The following is a 20,540-nucleotide window of genomic DNA, read 5'->3' as shown; positions in this document are numbered from 1 at the left end:
TATTTTTGTTACTAAATCGGTTTAGTTTACATCAAGCACAACAGAGGGGGAAACAAACATGGGAATTGCGATTGTCGTTGCAGCGATTGTTGTATTATTGCTTCTGATTACGGCTGCGAAAATGCATCCATTTGTTGCCTTAATTTTGACGTCCGTTGGTGTCGGGCTTGCGATGGGCATGCCGCTGATCGCGCCGTCGCCGGAAACGCCGGGAATTATTGATTCCATCAAAACAGGTCTTGGCAATACGCTTGGCTTTTTAGCGATCGTTTTGGCGCTTGGGACGATGCTTGGAAAAATGATGGCAGAGTCCGGAGGTGCCGAACGGATTGCCAAAACATTAATTAACCCCGTTTTGGCCAAAAACGCGTCCATTGGGCGATGATGGTCGTTGCCTTTTTAGTCGGTATTCCGGTATTTTTCCAAGTAGGATTCGTCCTGCTATTCCGCTTGTATTTACGATTGCGATGGAGACGGGGATTTCGCTCGTGACGATTGGAATTCCGCTCGTTGCCGGATTGTCCGTCGTGCACGGGCTGGTGCCTCCGCATCCAGCGGCGATGGCTGCCGTCGGCATTTTTAAGGCCGATGTCGGAACAACGATTCTTTATTCCATTATCGTTGGCTTGCCGACAGCGATTATCGCCGGCCCGTTGTTTGGAAAATGGATCGGGTCGCGCATGCATAAAAAAGTGCCGGCAGAAATCGCCGAGCAGCTTGTGCAGCATAAAGAAGAGAAAGACCTTCCTGGCTTTGGCAACACGTTATTTACGATTCTGCTTCCAGTAATTTTAATGCTTATTGCTTCCATTGCCAATGTCACGCTAGATCAAGCGTCGCAAGCATCGAAAGTCTTGCGCTTTATCGGGGATCCGGTCGTCGCGCTGTTAATCGCAACGATTTATTCGTTCTTTAGCCTTGGCTTGGCTACGCGCGCGGATTCAACCGCGATAAAGTGTTGAAGTTTGCCAATGACTGCCTTGGTCCTGTCGCCAATATTTTGCTTGTCATCGGCGCCGGCGGAGCGTTTAACAAAGTGCTCCTTGACTCGGGCATTGGCGAGCAAATCGCCGATGTAGCGAAACATTCCCATCTGTCTCCGCTTCTATTAGGATGGGGGATCGCCGCGCTCATTCGGATCGCAACCGGCTCGGCGACCGTATCGATGATGACAGCGGCCGGCATCGTCGCCCCGATTGCCGCCAGCATTCCAGGTACGAACACAGAATTGCTTGTGTTAGCGACCGGAGCGGGATCGTTGATTTTATCGCACGTCAATGACTCGGGCTTCTGGATGATCAAAGAGTATTTCGGCATGACCGTCAAAGAAACGTTGATGACATGGACTGTGATGGAGACGATTATTTCTGTAGTGGCATTTATCTTCATTCTTTTATTGAACGTCATTGTATAATGAATGGGAACAATTGAGTTTCCCGGAGAGACGGTAGAAAGCCCATTTGTTTTCATTGATGGTGAGAAAACTTTATACCATAACATATGATTTGTGGACGTCCCCGCTTATGGCATCAGCGGGGATGTTTTTTTGAAAGTCTATGGCAACAGTAACCTTTCGGAGATTTGATGATATATGTTATAATCATGTAATAAAAAGTTACATAAGAGGTGAGGTTCTATGTTTTTGTTAAGATGGTGTTTGTCCAATTCCGAACGTGAAAATGAGCGCTACACGCATATTGTTGATGATCATCAGCAAATGGCCGGACAAGTGCAAGTCGCTGCCGATCAGCTGAAAGCCGTAATTGAGCAAATGAAACTGGCTGCCCTTTCCCTTAGTCATATTTCGAATTCCAGTAAAAAAAGTGCAGCGGAGCTGATGGAGCATAGTGAAAAAACGGTAGACTATATAAGTTGAAACTTTGTTTTACATCCAGTAGAGCGCCCGCTGCATTCTATCAAAATGACTTGTTATGAAGGAAAACAGAATCGAACAATCGGAAAATCTTTATTGCAACTTATATATACACAGGAAGTATCGGAAAAAATGCGAATGATTGAATCGGCGGCAAAAGAAATTTCCGCTGCTTCTGAAGAAATTCATGTCAGCAGTCAACAATTTTCTAAAGACCTTATTCACTCTTGGAATTCGTTAAAAAAGTTGCGCGATGAAATGGAGAAGCTGCGTGCCCATCATGCAGTATTGCTTGAGCAAATGAATAGTTTAGTGAGCCGCTCGCAAGAAATTAATCAAATTCTTTCCGTTATTGGGGAGATTTCGCAAAAGACAAGCATTCTTGCGTTAAATGCGAATATCGAGGCGGCAAGAGCCGGAGAACATGGGAAAGGGTTCTCGGTGGTGGCGAATGAAATTGGAACATTGGCGAGCCAAACGTCGAAGGCTGTTCAACAAACGCGCGATATTCTTTCATTCGTTCAAAGCGAAATAGCTTCCACAACCGATGTCGTGAAGGAAGAAACACAGCAAATTGAGGCAGAGTCCATAGAGATGTTGGCAATCATCGGTTTTCTTGATTCGTTGCAAAGAAAGCTCGACCACATTACAACAATGGTATCTAACTCTGTACAGGCGGCCAACGCACAGTCCGATAGTGTTGAAGAAATTGCCCGTTTACTTGATCATATTACTGATCTCGCGATGGAAAATAAGGAACTGGTCAATCGGGTGATCATGGATATGGATGAACAGCACGAAAGTATTGAAAAAATTTTGCTTATTAATGAAGCATTAGAATCGACGTCGAACGAACTGCAACATAGTATTGGAAAGGACTATTCGATTGCAGCAGTTTCGCTGGATGAAACGGTTATCAAAAACATAGTCGGAAAAATTTCCCGCCTTCTTCAAACATGTCCTTTGCATCATATGGATAGGGAGCATCATCAACGGTTGTTGGACGATTTCTTGCAATCCAATCATGAGATTGAAGCGGTGTGGTCAAATCGCCTCGATGGAACATTTGTGTATTCAAACCCTCCGGCCAGGCTTGTCAATGCTAAAGCGCGTCCTTGGTTTATCGAAGCCAGCGAAGGACGAACATATGTGTCAGATCCGTATACGTCAGCATTAACCAAACGGCCTTGCATCACTGTATCCGCTCCTATTTACGACCATGACCGCGTTGTCGGTGTTATCGGTGTAGATTTATCCATAGAAGCGAACCCTAGGCAAATATGAGGCAAATAAGACCCTTGAATCTCCCCATACTAGAGCGATTCAAGGGTTGAGGCCGTACCATCGTACATGAATATTTACAAAGTATTAGCAGCCTAATGAGTGGTTCAATGCGTTTTTCCATCCTCCAAAGGAAGTAATGTCTTCTGCTTCTTCTTTATTTTTGGCGTTCCTTATAAACTTGACAGCGTTCCAGGAAAATTCTGCTTTTTTCGGATCTAAGTGGTGCGAAATGTAAGATAACAGCATACTAAATAAAGCTTGCTCTTTTTAAAAGTCTTTTAATAGAACGGTTTGCTTCATATAAAACAATATTTTTGTCGATAGTTTTTAACACTTTATTTTCCATGACAATTTGTCCGTTAATGATGGTTGTTTCGACGTCATCTCTCGAAGCAGAATAAACGATTCGAGAAATGGGATCGACATCATAGGAAGGATACGTATGGAAATTGTTCAAATTTAAGATAACTAAATCTGCTTTTTTGCCAACTTCAATACTTCCAATTTCATTCTCTAATCCTACTGCTTTGGCACCGCCAATTGTGGCCATTTCGAAGACGCTTCTGGCATTCATAGCTGTAGGTCCGTATGTAGGTTTCTGGATAAGTGCTGCTAGTCTCATTTCATTAAACATATTTAAATTGTTATTGCATGGGGCTCCATCGGCACCTAGGCTTAAAGAAACGCCCATGCTGAGTAAATCTGGAATATCAGCGATTCCTGATGCCAGTTTTAAATTTGATCCGGGACAATGACTGATATGAACCCCTTTTTCTTTGATTATTTTCTTTTCCTGCTCATTTAGCCATATGCAGTGGGCTAGTATCAATCGTTCATTTGCCAGCCCCAGATAATCAAGATATTCAATGTTTCTCATGCCTGTTTCTTTTTGCACTATTTCAATTTCTTTTCGATTTTCTGCTGCATGGGTATGGACTTTCACATTATACTCTTCTGATAAATTTCTGATCTCTTTCAATAACTCTTCCGTACATGAAATGACAAAGCGAGGAGAGAAGGCATAGCGAATTCTTCCATTATCAAACATATTCCATTTTTCTAGTAAATCGACACTTTCTTGTATAGAATCAGACGTCTTTTCTTGCAATCCAATTGGAACATCATCGCCTTTATCCATCATCACTTTTCCTGACAAAGCTCTTATCCCGCTTTTGGCAATGGCTTGAAAAGCAAATTCTGTATGATGGACCGTTTCCATGTCCACGATTGTCGTGGTGCCACTCTGGATAAGTTCTCCGATGCCAAGCAATGCGGAATAATATATCGAATCTTCATCGTGTGCTGCTTCTAATGGCCAAATCCGTTTTTTTAACCAATCTAGTAACTCTAAATCATCTCCTCTCCCTCGGAAAAGAGTTTGGCATAAGTGAATGTGAGTTTGTATAAATCCCGGTATAACGGTACGATTTTTCGCATCGATGATTTTATCAACATGATTTGGATTTAATTCTGAACCGATTGAGTGAATCGTGTCATTTTTTATGAAAATGTCGCCAATTATAATCTCATTAGCTGGATTCATTGTAATAATTTGTGCATTTTTAATTAACAAAGTTCCCATTCGATTCCCCCCCATTGCTTGTCGCAACTATTTTATTGTTGGCTAACATAGCGTAAATAATAGCTGTTTATATGAAATGAATGCAAATTGACTTTTCAGCATGAGTGAAACGTTTTAACAACTCGTTTTACTGATGTTTTTTAATCTATGGTTGGTGTACAAGCATATGTATTCGTCGTTGATAACGATATCCTAAAATAAAGATAAATACATTTCAACAAATATGTAACAAATTATTACATGTATTCAAAGCGGAAAATAAAATTAGCCGTATTCGAAATTATTTCATTTTTTGTGTTATAAAAAATAACAAATTAAATGATAAAAAATTCTAAAAAAAATATAATCGAATCGTTAATATTTCGTGAGGAGGTCGATTGTTTGGAGAGCGGTATTTTACTTTTACTTAGTCTCAATAGGCACAACTGAACATTTATATACTAAAGGGGGACAAAGAAGGAAGTGAGAAAGTATTTCCAGTTTGATGAACTTGGCACAAACTACCGGACAGAAATCGTTGCCGGGTTAACGACGTTCTTATCGATGGCTTATATTTTATTTGTAAACCCGTTCACGCTTTCATTGGGAGCGGTGAAAGATATTCCAAACGAACTTCGAATTGATCAAGGTGCGGTGTTTGTCGCAACCGCATTGGCTGCGGCGTACGGCTCGATTTTGATGGGGATTTTAGCAAGATATCCGATCGCGTTAGCGCCAGGGATGGGATTGAATGCGTTTTTTGCATTTACGGTTGTATTGCATATGCAAATTCCTTGGCAAACAGCGTTAGCAGGCGTATTTGTTTCAGGAATGATCTTTACAGTTTTAACGTTGACAGGTATTCGCGAAAAAATTATTGATGCGATTCCGATAGAATTAAAATATGCGGTCGGAGCGGGAATTGGTCTATTCATTACATTTATCGGATTCCAAAACGCTGGAATCATTGTCGACAATCCAGCGACGTTAGTCGGTTTAAGTGATTTTAAAAACGGGAATACGTTATTGGCCATTTTCGGTTTGTTTGTTACTGTTGTTTTAATGGTGAAAAAAGTAAATGGCGGTGTTTTTTACGGAATGGTGATTACCGCTGTTGTAGGAATGATTGTTGGATTAATTGAAGTTCCGCATAAAATTGTTGGAGCGATTCCTGACATTTCTCCTACTTTTGGAGTGGCGTTCGAACATTTGGACGACATTTTTACCTTAAAAATGTTAGGGGTTGTGTTAACGTTCTTTATCGTTGACTTTTTTGATGCGACCGGAACGCTTTTAGCGGTGGCGAACCAAGCGGGATTGTTAAAGGACAACAAGTTGCCGCGCGCAGGAAAAGCACTGCTTGTCGATGCGACAGCAGTGATGGTCGGAGCGATTTTCGGAACATCAACAACGACTTCTTACATTGAGTCATCCGCAGGTGTTGCGGCAGGCGGACGTTCAGGATTTTCAGCCGTTGTCACAGGGATTTTATTTTTGTTAGCGTTATTCTTCTCGCCGTTATTAAGCGTTATTACTGCTCCGGTAACAGCGCCAGCTCTAATTATCGTCGGGGTGTTAATGGCGTCTTCAGTTGGGGAGATTGATTGGAAAAAATTAGAGGTTGCTGTCCCAGCCTTTTTCACGCTGATCACGATGCCGCTTTCTTACAGCATCGCCACGGGAATTGCGGTCGGTTTCATCTTCTATCCAATCACTATGATCTTAAAGGGCCGCGGCAAAGAAGTTCACCCAATTCTATATGTATTGTTTTTTGTTTTCCTTGCTTACTTTGTGTTCTTAAGAGAATAGAACGAAAAGAGGGTGCTCGCGAAAAAGGGTATCCCGTTTTACTTCTTTTTGTTATTTTCACTGTTTCCAACCAAAACCTCGGCTTATTATTTTCGGCGCCAGCCCTGATGCGGTTTCTCTTGCCAGTTTTGCAGCAAAAACCGGCTTTTCTGTTACTGTATGTGATTGGAGAGAAGCGCTATGCAATAAAAAAATTTTTCCTAATGCAGATCAGCTCATTGTTGGATCCCCGCAAGAAGCAGTATCGAAATTACAGTTTACCCCTCGGGATTTTGTTGTCATTTTAACTCATCAATTTCAACGAGATAAAGAACTGTTGCAATTGATAGTGGAAAAAGACTTGCGGTACATCGGGGTCATGGGTTCTAAACAATGAACTTCTCGATTACTTAACTTCGGAGAATTGCCATTTCAAATCAGCACACCGGTCGGATTGACTATTGGAGCTGAAGGCCCTGAAGAAATTGCTATTAGTATTCTTGCTGAATTAATTCACGTAAAAAAGATGCTGTTAAAAAGCAAGGTGCCATTTTTATGAAATCCGTTAGAATTTTGGGATTTTCTTAGCGGCGGGAAAAAGCAGCCGAATGGGGACACATAAGCTTTCCCTTCCCATCAGGGATCGGACGATAGGAAGTTTATCTCTGTATGCGGCTGTTACATCTGAACTTGACCATATCTTTGTAATTACAAGAGGGGATGACACGTTAGATTGGATTGATTGGGTGTTAAGAATGAAAGCATTGAAAAGTCGCTGGACGATTGTCCGTTGTTGCGAGGCAGAAAAAGGGCAATCGTTCTCTTTAAAAGTGGGTTTATCTAGGGCAAAAGGAGGAGAAAGCAGATGGGGTGGTCGTTCTCCTTGCTGATCAGCCTTTTATTCGAACAGAAATGATTAACGAACTAATCTTTCAGTACGAACAATACGTAAGCAACCATAAAAAACTAGATTTTGTAGCCGCGATGTTTGGGAACTTATTAAGGCCGCCTGTTTTACTATCAAAAAATCTTTTTCTAAAACTGATAACACTCACAGGAGATGCTGGTGCACAAGGAATTATACGCCAAAATCCCGATTTAAACGGGATTTCCATCATCTATGAAGATCGAAAGGCTTTTTTGATATTGATACAAAGGAAGATTACCAATTGGCGAGAGAAGGAGGGATATAAAAATGAGCATGAGGATACTGGCTGCAAAAGTTTGGACTCCAACAGACATTAAAGAGGCATGGACATTAAGGGAAAAATTTCATTTGCAATCATGCTTTGTTGCTGGAGGGACACTGCTACAAACTCAGTGGGAAAAGGGGGTACCGTATCCTCCTCAACTGATAAGTCTTGAAAAAGTAGAAGGACTTGAGGGGATTAACTACAAAACGGAAGGAACAAAACGTTTTCTACAGATTGGTGCAATGACCAAGTTGGCCACTTGTCGCAATCATCCTGTTATTAAAGAAAAGTGGTCTTTATTATCAACAGCAATTCAGCAAATTGCTGCGCCAGCCATTCGTAACTTAGGAACGATTGGTGGAAATGTAGCCTATGGATTTGGTGATGCCATTCCTGCTCTTTTAACGATGGATGCGGAAGTGTCATACTTTGATGGAAAAACAATAAAAACCGAAAAACTAGATCATTGGTTGAATACAAGACAAAATAAGGAGGTTCTCCTTACTGGCGTCATTCTGCCAGAATATCGTCACTCTTCATTTGTTACTCAATTTTATAAAAAGGTTGGACGGAGAGAGGCTTTTTCAGGATCAGTTGTGACGGTTTCAGGAGTGATAGGCAAAAATGATGCAGGGGTGATCGATTTTGTTCGATTAGCAGTAGGTGGAGGAGATAATCGTCCTCATCGTTTAAAAGCAACAGAACAATTGCTAATAGATCAAATGATAAATCCCAAGTTGTTAAGGAATGTATATGAAACGATCCTTAATGAATTTCATCCCATTTCTGATGTTTTTTACTCTGATGACTATCGGCGATGGGTGACGGCCAATATCATTATTTCCGAATTAAGTAGATTGGAGGGATAATCATGAAATTTACCTATTCTAACAATTTACAGAGATCCCTTATACGACCAGATGGAGTAGATAAGGTAACAGGTAAATTAAAGTTTTTAACAGATCTTTCTTTTCCTAATATGCTTCATGGGAAAATTTTACGTAGTGCGTATCCTCATGCCAAAATTATTTCTATCTCTACAAAAAAAGCGGAAGAGTTGCCGGGAGTGCGAGCTGTTATTACTAGTAAAGATGTGCCGGGATTAAATCGATTTGGGTTAATTTTTCCCGATCAGCCGGTTTTGTGCGATGAGCGGGTTCGATATGTAGGAGATGCTGTTGCTGCTGTGGCAGCAGAAACGGAAGAAATAGCGGAAAAAGCGCTTCAGCTAATCGAAGTGGAATATGAGCCTTTGCCTGTTATCGATGATCCGGAACAGGCTCTTCTTCCTTCAGCACCTCGATTACATCCTGACGGAAATATTCTTCATCAAGCTTCCTATCAAAAAGGAAATGTAGAAGAAGCCTTTCAAACATGTGATGTGATTGTGGAAGAAACGTATGAGTTGCCTCGTCAAATGCACGCGTATATGGAAACGGAAGGAGGGGTGATTGTTCCAGAAAAGGATGGAAGGATTACTGTGTATGTCGGAACACAACATGGATATAAAGATCGTTTCCAATTAGCCCGAATTTTAAATGTTCCTGAAAGTAAAATCAGGGTGGTTTCCAGTCCAATCGGCGGATCTTTCGGCGGCAAAGATGAGTTGAATATTCAGCCGTACGGTGCATTATTGGCGATAAAAACTGGATGTCCGGTGAAAATTCACCAAAGCAGACGCGAATCTGTTAGATCCGGACTAAAAAGGCACCCAATGAAGATTACGATGAAGACAGGTGCCAGCCGTAATGGTAAAATTCTTGCTCATCAAGTACGAATTATTGCGGATACGGGTGCTTACGCTACGTTAGGTCCGGCTGTATTAGATTTTGCGGTTGAGCATGCAACAGGACCTTATATTATCCCAAATGTGCATGTTGAAGGGTTAAGTGTCTATACAAACAATGGTGTTGCTGGAGAGTTCAGAGGATTTGGAGGAAATCAAGTGACCTTTGCGTTGGAGGGGCAAATCGACCGTTTGGCGGTCAAGCTTGGAATCTGTCCAATGGAGTTGAGAAAAAGAAATCTCCGCAAAGCCGATGATCTAGGTCCAGTAGGTCAAGAGATTGCACCTACTGATGGGGCAGCACAAGTTTTAAAAGCGATTAGTCAATCTCCTCTTTTAAATAAAAAAGAGAGCATAGAGTGGGGAGAAGGCACTGATCGATGGAAAAAAACAGGTATAGGCGTTGCCATTGCGATGCACGGAGGAGGACTTGGATATGGACGTTTAGACCCAGCAGGGGGCCGTCTATCGTTAAATGAGGATGGAAAAATTGAAATTGCTTTCGGCTTCGAAGAATTTGGCCAAGGGCTGCTTTCTGTCATTGAACAGCTAGTAATAAAAGAAATAGGCTGCTCAGCAAATGATATAAAAATCACGATTGGCGATACTGATCGCGTTCCCCGCTCCGGTTCTTCTACCGCTTCACGGGGAACAAGCATGGTGTGGCATGCGCTTCAACGGATGAAAGATCCTTTTAAAAAAAGATTATTAGAAAAAGCTTCTCAATGCACTGGAGTGCCAGCCACTCAATTGTATTTAGGTCCCATTGGAATTTGGTCCTGCGGATTGAATTCTGAGCCTCTCATCACTTATCAGCAAATAGCCCATGAAACGAAGGATGATCCCATCCAAATCGAGACGGAATTTCATTTTCCAACGACTCCTTATTCCATTCCTGGCGGGCACTATTTATATTCTTTTGCCGCTTGTGCGGTAAAAGTCGAAGTAGATGAATTAACGGGAATAGTGCGAGTGAAAAATTTGGAGCAGGCGGTTGCTGCAGGTCCGGTGATTTATCCAACAGGCTACTTGGGGCAAATTGAAGGTGGCTCAGTTATGGCATTAGGATATACGTTACTAGAAGAAGCGATAATGGAAAAGGGAAAGTACGTAACAGAAAATTTCGACTCCTATCTTATTCCTACCATAAATGATATTCCGCATTCTATGGATATAACAGCTATAGAAGAATTGTACGAGGGAGATCCTTATGGTCCAAGAGGTGTAGGCGAAATTGGGACGGTGGCCGTTGCTCCGGCGATTGCTAAAGCTATTTATGACGCGATTGGTTTGTGGGTTACTAAGCTGCCTGTGTCTCGTGAGGAAATTGTAAAAGCAGTGAATCAAAGGGAGATGAGAGAGTGGCTGACAACAAAATTGTAGGAAAAGCTAAATTCCCGTTGGAGGAAAAAATAAAAATCTCTCTTATTGTTAATGGACAAGCAAAGGAACTGTTTGTAGATGCAACTATGCGTCTTGTTGATATACTAAGAGAAGAATTGCAATTAACGGGCACAAAAGTTTCTTGTGGAATTGGTCGATGCGGTGCCTGTTCAGTCATTATGGATGGAAAATTAGTCAATTCTTGCTTAGTGAGGGCCTATCAATCAGATCAGAAGGAGATTATAACGATTGAAGGTCTAGGAAGGAATGGACTTCATCCGATTCAAAAGGCTTTTTTGGAAGAAGGAGGCTTTCAATGCGGATACTGCACACCGGGAATGATAATGGCTGTAAAATCCATTTTTGATCAATATGCCAATCCAACTGCGGAGCAAATTCTCGAAGGATTATCAGGAAATCTTTGTAGATGTACCGGTTATGGCGGCATCATCAGAGCGATTCAGAAACTGGCTCAATTATAAAAATATAAAGAGTACGGGTTTTCCCTCAAGTTTGCGGGAGATCTTTTTATAATCGGTTTCATAGCGTAACAAAAGGGCTGATTCAACGTGTATTTGAATCAGCCCCATATATTTTTAGCTTCCTCGATATACTTGATATCCCCACGGAGAGATGAGCAAAGGAATGTGGTAATGGGAATTAGGTTGGGAAATTCCAAAGTGAACTACAACTTTATCTAAAAATAGAGGTTCATCCAATTTTAGGCCTTTTCTCAGAAAATAATCACCGATGTAAAATACAAGTTCATATTTCCCTGGAACGATTTCGTGCTCATCTAATAATGGCCGGTCAACGCGACCATGTTGATTTGTGATAGTCGTTTGCAGCAACCATTTTTTTGTTTCCAATTCATCATCGAAACGAAACAACTTTATTTTTACATTTTCAGCTGGTGTTCCATGTGTTAAATCTAAAATATGTGTCGTTAACCCGCTCATCTAAGTGCTCCTTTATATTGAATTTCAGCAGAAAGCATTTTGTGTTGCAAGTCTTCTTGTGTAACAGTAAAGCACTGAAATCCGTATGGTGGTCGCGGTTCAGTATATACTTTTCCTTGTGATCCAGGAATTTCTTCAACGATTTTATCCCATGTATGGTTTTGAGATTCAAAGTTTATTTCTTGGAGTTGAGGGAATCTTTCTAATATTCTGCAACCGATTAAATAAATTAAGTGTTGGATGGAAAGTGTTTCTGTTTCATGAAATACCGAAGTGGCAATGTCGCGAATTTGTTCGGCTGCAACATAATATTCTGGATTATCACCAAATGAGTCTTCAATGTTTTTGTATTTCCATTTGATGTTTAAGTAAACAAATAGCGGGCGGTTTGTATCCTCTGGAAGGGTTGTGTATTCGTCGCGAATAAAACCGACAAAAGAATTACCGCTAACTTTAATTAATTGAAGGTCAGAAATTCCGCTGTATTGATCGATAATATCTATACTGTCATTTTCTCTTCGAACCATGTTTAAAGTAGCAAAGGAATATTCATTTCGGGATCTTTTAAAAACTAGGTCACTAGCTGTTATATTTCCATCACTTAATGTGAAAGTTGTTTCAAATGGAATTTCCTCTCCAATCAATGAAATAGTTTCAATATGAGAATATTTCTTTAAAAATGAAGTTGCTACATATTTTAAAAATCCTTCAATCGTTGTTCCTGTATAGCTGGCTAAATGTCTTTGAATAAAATTTTTCATCGAGTCCGTTGCAACGACTAAGCTATTATCTCCTTCCGTAAAAGAGGTTAACAACTTTGCTCCTCCCACTGCTATTTTTACATTTACTCCAAAAATAATATTATTTCGACCAGAAAAAGAAGATTCAGGAATCGTTCTTATCCCTGTAAGTGGTTTTAAATATGTGCGGTAGGCAAATACGTCTCCTTTTCCATAATACATGACTCTTTCTTTATTATTGGTCATAGAAATCATCTCTCCCCCATTAATTATTTCTTGTAAACGAAACATCGCGATTTTTTTTATTTCTTCTAATGCTTGTTCAAACTCTGTTCTATAATTATTTTTTAGTCTTTCTTTTATCGTTCTATAAATATCTTGTTTTGTTTTTCCGCGAACTGCCATTACGAAAGGGAATCCAAACTTATCCATATATTCTTTGTTGAGTAGCATTAGATGATTATGTTCATCTTCTGTTAATTCATTTAATCCAGCATGTTTCTGTTCCTTTTGAGAGAAATCTGTTACTTTTGCATTAGTGCCTAAATGTGGGTGCATTCTAATTAATTTTAATTTTTCGTTCTCCGAAGCTGTTTCGACAATCTCCACCATTTTATCATATAGAGATTGAAATGAGGAGAATGGCCGATAGGGCTCTGCCCGTTCTGCCACCCATGAAGAATGCTCAAAAACTCCTCCTAATTGATTAATAAATTCAGAAGCACTCATTTCGTTTAATTGTTCTAATCGCATCATTTTCCCCCTTTTCTTGTGATTCTATTCTATTGTTGTTTTTAAAGTGTTATTAACAGTTGGCTTTTCCTTTAATGAAAGATTAAAAAACAAGTTTAAGATAATAGCAGTTAAGCTGCCTGTTACAATTCCATCTCCTAAAAGATTTGGGCCTTTCCAAGATTTTTGTTCAATGGCATTCCCTCCTCTTTTTTTGTAAATAAAATGACATTAATTGTTACTTTATATAACATAATAAAGTAAGATGATGTAGATGTCATTAGTTAATTTGTACAATTATTTTTTAGAGGAGTTGACAAATTGCATAAAAAAACAAAAAGTTCAGTATGAAATTAGGCGGAGTAGGTAAATATCGATGTTACAAAATCTAACAATTATAAAAAAGACTTTTTTTATAAATGAAGTAAATTTTTGATGCGAAACGCTAAACGAAGGCGGAAGGTAGTATCAGGATCTTTTAGGCTTTTTCCGATTAGTTTTTCGCAATTTTCTAAACGATAAATTACGGTATTTCGATGAACGTATAGTTTCTTCGCTGTTTCTGAAATTTGACAATGGTTCTCTAGAAATACAAATAATGTATGCAATAGGATTTGGTTTTCGTGTATAGACTGATCTGATAATTTTTGTAATGTTTCGTTGTAAAAATCTTTTAAATCTTGTGTGGGGATCATCTGTAAAAGTTCGGAAATATCTTTTCTTCGATAGATTTGAATAAACTGGCGATTTCCTGACAGCCGGCCAGTCTGCAATGCTTCCAAAGCTTCCCTGAATCCTTTTTGGACATCTAAAAATTGTTGGCATAAGTTGCTAAGTCCGAAAGAAACAGTCCGATTATATCTGTTTTTGATTTTAATCTGAAGCTCTTCTAGGAAAGGGAGAATGATCGTATTGAGTTCTGTCCAAGATTCTGTGATAGGGAATAGTAAAATACAAATATTTCCTTTTACGAAATGATGAATGGATTTAGAAAAGATGTGACTTTCTTCTTCTATAAACTCAAAAATAGTATCAATTTCTTTGTGGGATTCTGTGAAACTTAACATCGTCCTGCTCTCATCAAGTTTTCCAACTGCACAAATATAGGATTGGTCGTTGATAATCTGAAATTCTTTTGCCTTAATAGTCACTTCTTCTAGGGATTGAAATGCCCCTTCTGTAAAATTAATAAAAAACTCATTGCGCACTTTTTTTGTGTATTGTTTTAATGCATTTTCTTTCATTAATTCAAAGGAAATAACATTGGCTGCTTGCTCAATGGTTAAAATCATTGACGGGTTAGAAAAGGGAATCATACCTATTACAGCTAAGCAACCGCTGTTTTCCTCATGGGTGTAGATTGGAAATACAGAAACAACCTCTCGGTTAGATATAATGGAAAAACAAGAATAAGAAGTGTTTGGTAAAAAAAAGCGAAATCCATTTGTGTATAGTTTCCTGAGTTCATCAGAAAGATTGGAGAACGGATGAGAAGAACCGATAATTCGAAAATGCTTATTCAGTAATATAATTGGATATTTAATCATGGAAGATAAGCTTCTGAGCAAGGATGTTAACCCTTTGCCACTCATAATATGCTTGGTAAATTTTTGATGCGTTTCAATAGCTAAGAGCAATTCATTTGTTCGTTTATTAAGAATATAACTTAATGATTGGTTGACAACTTCTCCTAATGAAATATCTATTGGCAGTTCTATGATGGGGAATCCGATTTCATTGGCATAGGCAAGAGCGTTTTCCGGAATTTCTTCTAAAAACCGTTTTGTTTTAATGGCAAGACCTGCACATTGTTGTTCCACCATGCTTTTGATTAACTCAAGTAAGTCGTGTGGGTTGTCTTTAAGGTGATATGCTGTAGTTACAAGTAATTCATTCGGTTTTAAGTAATAGATGATATCGGGAGCATCCATCATATTTACACTATACACCTCTCTTTCTTTTCCCTTATGCCCCGCAATTAATCTTGCATTGTGGAAAGCAGGTATATGTAATATATCTGAAATCTTCATACTCCTCACTCCTTTTGGTTAAATTGCACAAAAAATTATAAAATTTATAGCGATTTTACCAATGATTATAGAGGAAAATCAAGCTAAAATCAACTTATATAACACAATATGTTATATTTTATAACATTTTATATAACATTTATTTTCATTTGAAAAAGAAAGAGGCGAGAGTGGGGATGCAGACGCTTTATCAAAAAGTAAACGCAGATCGAATCGTACGGCGGATTGAAGAACTTGCGAAATGCAGCATGACTAAAAAAGGAGTGACCCGCCTTTCCTTTTCAAGGGAAAGCGAAATGGCTAATGAGCTGGTGGCGCAATGGATGCAGGAAGCAGGCATGACAGTTCGCAGGGATGGTCTTAATAATATCATCGGTCGTTACGAAGGGAAATGGCCTGACGCGCCAGTACTGCTCATTGGGTCGCATCTCGACTCTATCATTGAAGCTGGGAAATATGACGGGGTACTTGGCGTGATTGCAGCGATTGAAGTGATTCAAACCCTATATGAAAACGGTATGAGACCCAACAATCCAATTGAAGTGATCGGCTTTTGCGATGAGGAAGGTGTTAGATTTCATACAACGCTGCTTGGCAGTCGGGCAATTGCGGGTAATCTGCAAGAAGAAGAACTGTTTGCGAAAGATGCAAATGGGATTACATTGGCAGAAGCCATGAAAGAGATCGGTCTTGATCCATTTCAATACCACACGGCTGCCCGTCATCCGAAAACAATCCTTGGTTATCTTGAATTGCATATTGAACAAGGTCCAATTCTTGAACAAATGAATCAAGCCTGCGGGGTCGTATCCGGGATTGCTGGACAGTCCCGATATAAATTCCGGGTGGAAGGATTAGTGGGGCATGCGGGAACCGTACCGTTGCCGCTGAGAAAAGACGCACTTGCCGGAACAGCGGAAATGATCCTGGCAATCGAACAGATCGTTCTCCAATATGAGAATCTGATGGCTACCGTAGGAAAGCTGTCTGTATTTCCGGGGGCCAGCAATGTGATTCCGGGATTGGTCGAAGGAACACTTGATGTCCGGTCGATTGACGATGGAACTAGAAGAACCGCACTGAACCGAATCATAGAGGAATGTAAGGAGATTGCCAAACAACGGGGATTAGTTTGCGAGTTTACAAAAGTCATGGAATCTCCTGCTGTGCTATGTTCGAGTCGTTTTATCGATGTGATTTCTTCGGTTCTCGAGGAGCGCAAAATGAAGTCAGTTCGACTTGTTAGCGGAGCGGGACATGATGCGATGGCATTAGCTTCTATAACTGACATTGGCATGATCTTTGTCAGATGCAAAAATGGTCTGAGTCATCATCCTGACGAATTTGTAGCAGCCGAGGACATTAAAATAGGAACCTCTGTGCTGCTGGATGTTGCTCTGAAGTTGACATCATAAAAAAGTCTTAAGATTAGAAGGGGGAATCATCAATGGCAACTATCAAATGTCAAGCGAAGCAGGAAATTTTGCAATGGATTGAATCTGAAAGGCACAACCTCATCAAATTTCTACGGGAACTGGTCGCCATACCGTCGGACAATCCGCCGGGCGACTGTTATGCCATCGCAGAGCACATTTATAAACGTCTGCATGATTTTCAATTTGAAGATGTCGCGCTGTTGGAAGTAGACCCGGAGGAAGTCAGGGAAAAAGGGATGGTTCGGGTGGCAAACGTTGTCGCTAAAACCATCTTTGGGGACGGAAAAGGGCCTGAAATTGTCCTCAACGCTCATGGAGATGTGGTGGCGCCGGGACTTGGCTGGACGTATGATCCGTATGGCGGACAAATCGTTGACGGGAAGCTGTATGGTCGCGGTGCTGCCGTATCCAAATCGGACATTGCATCGTATACCTTCGCGGTCATGGCCCTTCGTCAAGTGACAGAGAAGTTGTCGGGCAAAGCGTCCTTGGCATTTAACTTCGATGAGGAGACAGGCGGAGAAATCGGTCCGAAGTGGATGATCGAAAAGGGATATATTCAGCCGGATATGGCGTTTTCAGCTGGATTCACGTATTCGATTGTAAACTCCCATAACGGATGTCTGCACCTTGAGATACGAATCAAAGGCAAGTCGGCACATGCAGCAGCGCCGTATACAGGACATGACGCCATCGAAGCGATGACCGGTGTGCTACAGGCGCTGTACGACTATCGCCGGACGTTAGATCAAAAACGTTCCAGTGTTCCTGGAATCGAGTCTCCCACATTAGTAGTCGGATTAATCTCGGGAGGAATCAACACTAACGTGGTGCCGGATCAGTGCACAATCCGGATTGACCGCCGGTTGATCCCTGAGGAAGACGGGGAACAGGTGGAAATGGAAATTCGCGAACTGGTGGAACAGGTGGTTAAGCGCTATGAAGGAATCCGGGCGGAGTTTGAACGCATACTGCTGGCGAAAAGCTTCAAGCCGACACCGGTAGATTCCCCATTGATCCAGACGCTTATGGCAAACTGGAAAGAAATTATGGACGGAGAGCCAGAGATTCACGGAATTCCGTTGTACACCGATGCGAGACATTTTGCGGAAGCCGGAGTTCCTGTCGTCCTGTTTGGCGCGGGTCCTCGGACCTTGTTGGAAGCCAACGGCCATCGGGCGGATGAACATGTCCGGATTGAAGATTTGGTCAAAGCAACAAAAATTGTGGCACTTACTCTTTATGATTTGCTTCGGACAGACAAATAACTTTATTCTCTTTGCGCTTTAAACAACAAAAGAGGACTCCTTGGTACCGCGAGTTGGCTGGTCGTTGTGGAAACAGAATTGCCTACCAAGGAGTGCCCAAAATCCTTTCAATGTGATGGAATCCAACTGTGTTTTCCTTGGCTACTGTAGTTATTACAGCAGGTACAATTACAGTTTTTGGTGAGGCAATTGTTGATCCTGTTTTGATCGTGCAAAAGATTGAGAATAGTGTGGTCAATTTAATTGCAGCAATTGTTTTCATCGTTGCAACGTTAGCCATTAATATTGTCGCGAACCTTGTATCTCCTGCATATGATCTTGCCAATGCAGCGCCGAAACATATAAATTTCAAGAAAGGAACGATTATTACCGCGATTCTGTCCGTTCTTGTCATGCCCTGGAAAATTTATGGGAGCCCTGTAGCTGTCAACTATTTCTTGGGAGGGCTTGGAGCTTTCCTCGGTCCAATTTTCGGAGTAATGGTTATTGACTATTACTTAGTTAAGCAGCAAAAAGTTGATGTTCACTCTCTTTATAAGGAAGGTGCCACATCCCCTTATTGGTATAAAAATGGGTTTAACCTACAGGCGTTGGCTGCCTTTATTATCGGATCTATTTTCGCTGCAATTGTCGCACTAGTTCCAATGTTTTCATATTTTGCTCCCTTTTCATGGTTTATTGGTGCAATGATTTCTGCCGTCGCCTACCGCGGATTAATGCAACGCAATCAACAAATAGTTGTGGATAAAACTCAATCTATATCTGTAATCGAGTAAAAGGGGGATTGGCGTGAAAGAAAGTAGTTACGATCTTATTATACGCAATGGGCAGATTGTTACCGAAGATGGAATATTTCAAGGGGACATTGCCGTGTGCGAGCAAAAAATCGTTCAAATTGGATCTATACCGTCAGGGAGAAAAGCCAAGCTAGAGATTGATGCTTTCGGTCTGCACGTCTTGCCCGGTTTGATCGATACCCATGTTCACTTTAATGAACCCGGTCGGACGGACTGGGAAGGTTTCTACACAGGCTCCCGAAGTTTGGCTGCGGGGGGAGTCACAACTTTCTTTGATATGCCTCTTAATAGCAGTCCCCCGACTACATCGACATACGGCTTTCAAGTCAAAAAAGAAGCGGCCATACAAAAATCGATTCTTGATTTTGGCCTTTGGGGAGGACTTGTTCCAGGAAATCTGGATTCCCTGGAACATCTTAAAGATTTAGGTGTTATTGGATTCAAAGGTTTTATGTCCGATAGCGGCATCGATGAGTTCCCTCACGTAGACGATTGTACTTTATTTAAAGGAATGCAAAAAATTGCAAGGCTGGGTTCCATCCTGGCCCTCCATGCCGAAAGTGATGTCATTACGAAACAACTCGCAGATTGGTATAAATCACAAGGGAATCGGACTGCACGGGATTATGTGGCTTCCCGTCCCGTTATATCAGAAATCGAAGCTGTAGGCAGGGCAGCGGCATATGCGGAAATTACGGGATGCAAGTTGCATATCGTACACGCAAGCAGTGGTAAGGTCATCAAGTATATAAGCGAAGCAAAACAAAGGGGGGTTGATATAACTGTTGAAACTTGCCCCCATTATCTGTCTTTTACCATTGAGGATCTGGAACGGCTTGGCGGAATGGCGAAATGTGCACCGCCTCTGCGGGAACGGGAGGATGTAGAATCGCTGTGGGAAGCTTTAAAATCCGGTGAAATTGATATCATCGGTTCAGATCATTCTCCTTCTCCTCCAGCAATGAAAGTTGCTTCGGATAACGGTGATTTCTTCAGTTTGTGGGGCGGAATATCGGGCGCACAGACAACCTTGAATGTTATGCTTGAGGAGGGGTATTGGCGGCGTGGAATTCCCTTGGAAGTCATTGTACGAGTAACAGCGACCAATCCGGCAAAACGGTTTGGTCTGTATCCACGGAAAGGTACTATTGCCGTTGGGAGTGACGCTGACCTGACATTGGTCGATTTGCAATCTTCTTTTGTCCTGAAGGAAACAGATCTTTTATATCGGCATCAACAAAGTCCGTATATAGGGAAAAGTTTCCGGGGGATAGTAACGCATACAATTCTTCGCGGAAGGGTTGTTTTTCAAAGAGGTGAAATAATTGACAGCAACATTTCTGGGCAAATAGTATAAATTATAGCCTGTTTCTTCTTCTAAGAAAATGGCATGAGTATTTCAGCTAAAGAGTAGAATGATAAGAAAATGAATGGATAATATTTGAAGAAATATAAAAATTCAGAATAATAATGCATATTCGCGCATGTAACAGACGGCGGAGAAACCCGTACCAACGTGGCTGTTCCAACTGGTTCAGGACATTTAAAGAGTCCATCGCAAAGTAGGTTTTCAATAAAGTAGGTTTTCAATAAAGAAACATTTGATCGGCGTCTTTTTCAACACTGGTGGTTTTCTGTTACATAAAATAAATAAGAGGAAATTGATCTATATAAATTGAAATAAAGGTTTTCTCCCGTTCCACGGCGAAT

Annotated in this window: 16 protein-coding genes and 2 pseudogenes; 13 read left to right on the top strand and 5 right to left on the bottom strand. The window is 40.9% G+C overall.

Annotated elements, in window-relative coordinates:
- Positions 1-58 precede the first annotated feature (58 nt).
- Positions 59-1,414: pseudogene (locus tag ETR37_RS20030) on the top strand (GntP family permease).
- A 231-nt stretch (positions 1,415-1,645) separates the two neighbouring features.
- Here ETR37_RS20030 and ETR37_RS19185 read toward each other — a convergent pair.
- Positions 1,646-1,801: a hypothetical protein gene (locus tag ETR37_RS19185; protein ID WP_164978005.1), complete on the bottom strand. Its 156-nt coding sequence runs from the start codon at positions 1,799-1,801 to the stop codon at positions 1,646-1,648.
- 204 nt (positions 1,802-2,005) lie between these two features.
- Between ETR37_RS19185 and ETR37_RS13720 the strand changes: the two genes are divergently transcribed.
- Complete coding sequence (locus tag ETR37_RS13720) at positions 2,006-3,157, top strand: methyl-accepting chemotaxis protein (RefSeq protein WP_240673900.1); 1,152 nt, start codon at positions 2,006-2,008, stop codon at positions 3,155-3,157.
- Between the two features lie 247 nt (positions 3,158-3,404).
- Here ETR37_RS13720 and ETR37_RS13715 read toward each other — a convergent pair whose 3' ends face one another.
- On the bottom strand, positions 3,405-4,739 hold the full coding sequence (locus ETR37_RS13715; protein WP_129447401.1) for a 5'-deoxyadenosine deaminase: 1,335 nt from the start codon (positions 4,737-4,739) through the stop codon (positions 3,405-3,407).
- 462 nt (positions 4,740-5,201) lie between these two features.
- On the opposite strand from ETR37_RS13715, the gene ETR37_RS13710 reads away from it, so the two are divergent.
- The 7 genes and pseudogenes from ETR37_RS13710 to ETR37_RS13675 all read left to right on the top strand — a co-directional run bounded on the left by ETR37_RS13710 (position 5,202) and on the right by ETR37_RS13675 (position 11,350).
- On the top strand, positions 5,202-6,527 hold the full coding sequence (locus ETR37_RS13710) for an NCS2 family permease (RefSeq protein ID WP_129447400.1): 1,326 nt from the start codon (positions 5,202-5,204) through the stop codon (positions 6,525-6,527).
- 85 nt (positions 6,528-6,612) lie between these two features.
- Positions 6,613-7,065: pseudogene (locus ETR37_RS20125) on the top strand (XdhC family protein).
- A gap of 19 nt (positions 7,066-7,084) precedes the next feature.
- Entirely contained in the window at positions 7,085-7,396 is a 312-nt protein-coding gene (locus ETR37_RS20120) for an NTP transferase domain-containing protein (protein WP_368665942.1), read from the top strand.
- On the top strand, positions 7,377-7,751 hold the full coding sequence (locus ETR37_RS13690; protein ID WP_129447397.1) for an NTP transferase domain-containing protein: 375 nt from the start codon (positions 7,377-7,379) through the stop codon (positions 7,749-7,751). The genes ETR37_RS20120 and ETR37_RS13690 overlap by 20 nt, the downstream gene beginning before the upstream one ends.
- On the top strand, positions 7,702-8,568 hold the full coding sequence (locus ETR37_RS13685) for an FAD binding domain-containing protein (RefSeq protein WP_015375199.1): 867 nt from the start codon (positions 7,702-7,704) through the stop codon (positions 8,566-8,568). The genes ETR37_RS13690 and ETR37_RS13685 overlap by 50 nt, the downstream gene beginning before the upstream one ends.
- Positions 8,569-8,570: 2 nt before the next feature.
- Positions 8,571-10,868 (top strand): xanthine dehydrogenase subunit D, encoded by a 2,298-nt coding sequence (gene pucD / locus ETR37_RS13680; protein ID WP_129447396.1) that lies wholly within the window; start codon positions 8,571-8,573, stop codon positions 10,866-10,868.
- Positions 10,847-11,350, top strand: a complete 504-nt coding sequence (locus tag ETR37_RS13675; RefSeq protein WP_129447395.1) for a (2Fe-2S)-binding protein — start codon at positions 10,847-10,849, stop codon at positions 11,348-11,350. The genes pucD and ETR37_RS13675 overlap by 22 nt, the downstream gene beginning before the upstream one ends.
- Positions 11,351-11,464: 114 nt before the next feature.
- Here the strand turns inward: ETR37_RS13675 and uraH are convergent, their stop codons facing one another.
- From uraH to ETR37_RS13660, 3 genes are all read right to left on the bottom strand, one after another.
- Entirely contained in the window at positions 11,465-11,827 is a 363-nt protein-coding gene (uraH, locus tag ETR37_RS13670; RefSeq protein ID WP_047818548.1) for a hydroxyisourate hydrolase, read from the bottom strand.
- Positions 11,824-13,323 (bottom strand): factor-independent urate hydroxylase, encoded by a 1,500-nt coding sequence (gene pucL / locus ETR37_RS13665; RefSeq protein WP_483299680.1) that lies wholly within the window; start codon positions 13,321-13,323, stop codon positions 11,824-11,826. The genes uraH and pucL overlap by 4 nt, the downstream gene beginning before the upstream one ends.
- A 389-nt stretch (positions 13,324-13,712) precedes the next feature.
- On the bottom strand, positions 13,713-15,329 hold the full coding sequence (locus tag ETR37_RS13660; RefSeq protein WP_129447393.1) for a PucR family transcriptional regulator: 1,617 nt from the start codon (positions 15,327-15,329) through the stop codon (positions 13,713-13,715).
- Positions 15,330-15,505: 176 nt separating this feature from the next.
- Between ETR37_RS13660 and ETR37_RS13655 the strand changes: the two genes are divergently transcribed.
- From ETR37_RS13655 to ETR37_RS13640, 4 genes are all read left to right on the top strand, one after another.
- Positions 15,506-16,744 (top strand): allantoate amidohydrolase, encoded by a 1,239-nt coding sequence (locus ETR37_RS13655; protein ID WP_081133287.1) that lies wholly within the window; start codon positions 15,506-15,508, stop codon positions 16,742-16,744.
- Between the two features lie 32 nt (positions 16,745-16,776).
- Positions 16,777-18,033 carry an ArgE/DapE family deacylase gene (locus ETR37_RS13650; protein WP_015375191.1) on the top strand — a complete coding sequence of 419 codons (1,257 nt, stop codon included), beginning with the start codon at positions 16,777-16,779 and terminating at the stop codon, positions 18,031-18,033.
- Between the two features lie 137 nt (positions 18,034-18,170).
- Positions 18,171-18,809, top strand: a complete 639-nt coding sequence (locus ETR37_RS13645) for a cytosine permease (protein ID WP_236658885.1) — start codon at positions 18,171-18,173, stop codon at positions 18,807-18,809.
- A 13-nt stretch (positions 18,810-18,822) separates the two neighbouring features.
- Positions 18,823-20,187, top strand: a complete 1,365-nt coding sequence (locus ETR37_RS13640; RefSeq protein WP_015375189.1) for an allantoinase — start codon at positions 18,823-18,825, stop codon at positions 20,185-20,187.
- Positions 20,188-20,540: the final 353 nt, after the last annotated feature.

This window comes from Geobacillus sp. PK12 (assembly GCF_004123125.1).
In the GTDB taxonomy this organism is placed as follows: domain Bacteria; phylum Bacillota; class Bacilli; order Bacillales; family Anoxybacillaceae; genus Geobacillus; species Geobacillus zalihae.
Note: the sequence above shows the minus strand (reverse complement) of the source record. Positions and strands in the feature narration are given on the sequence as shown.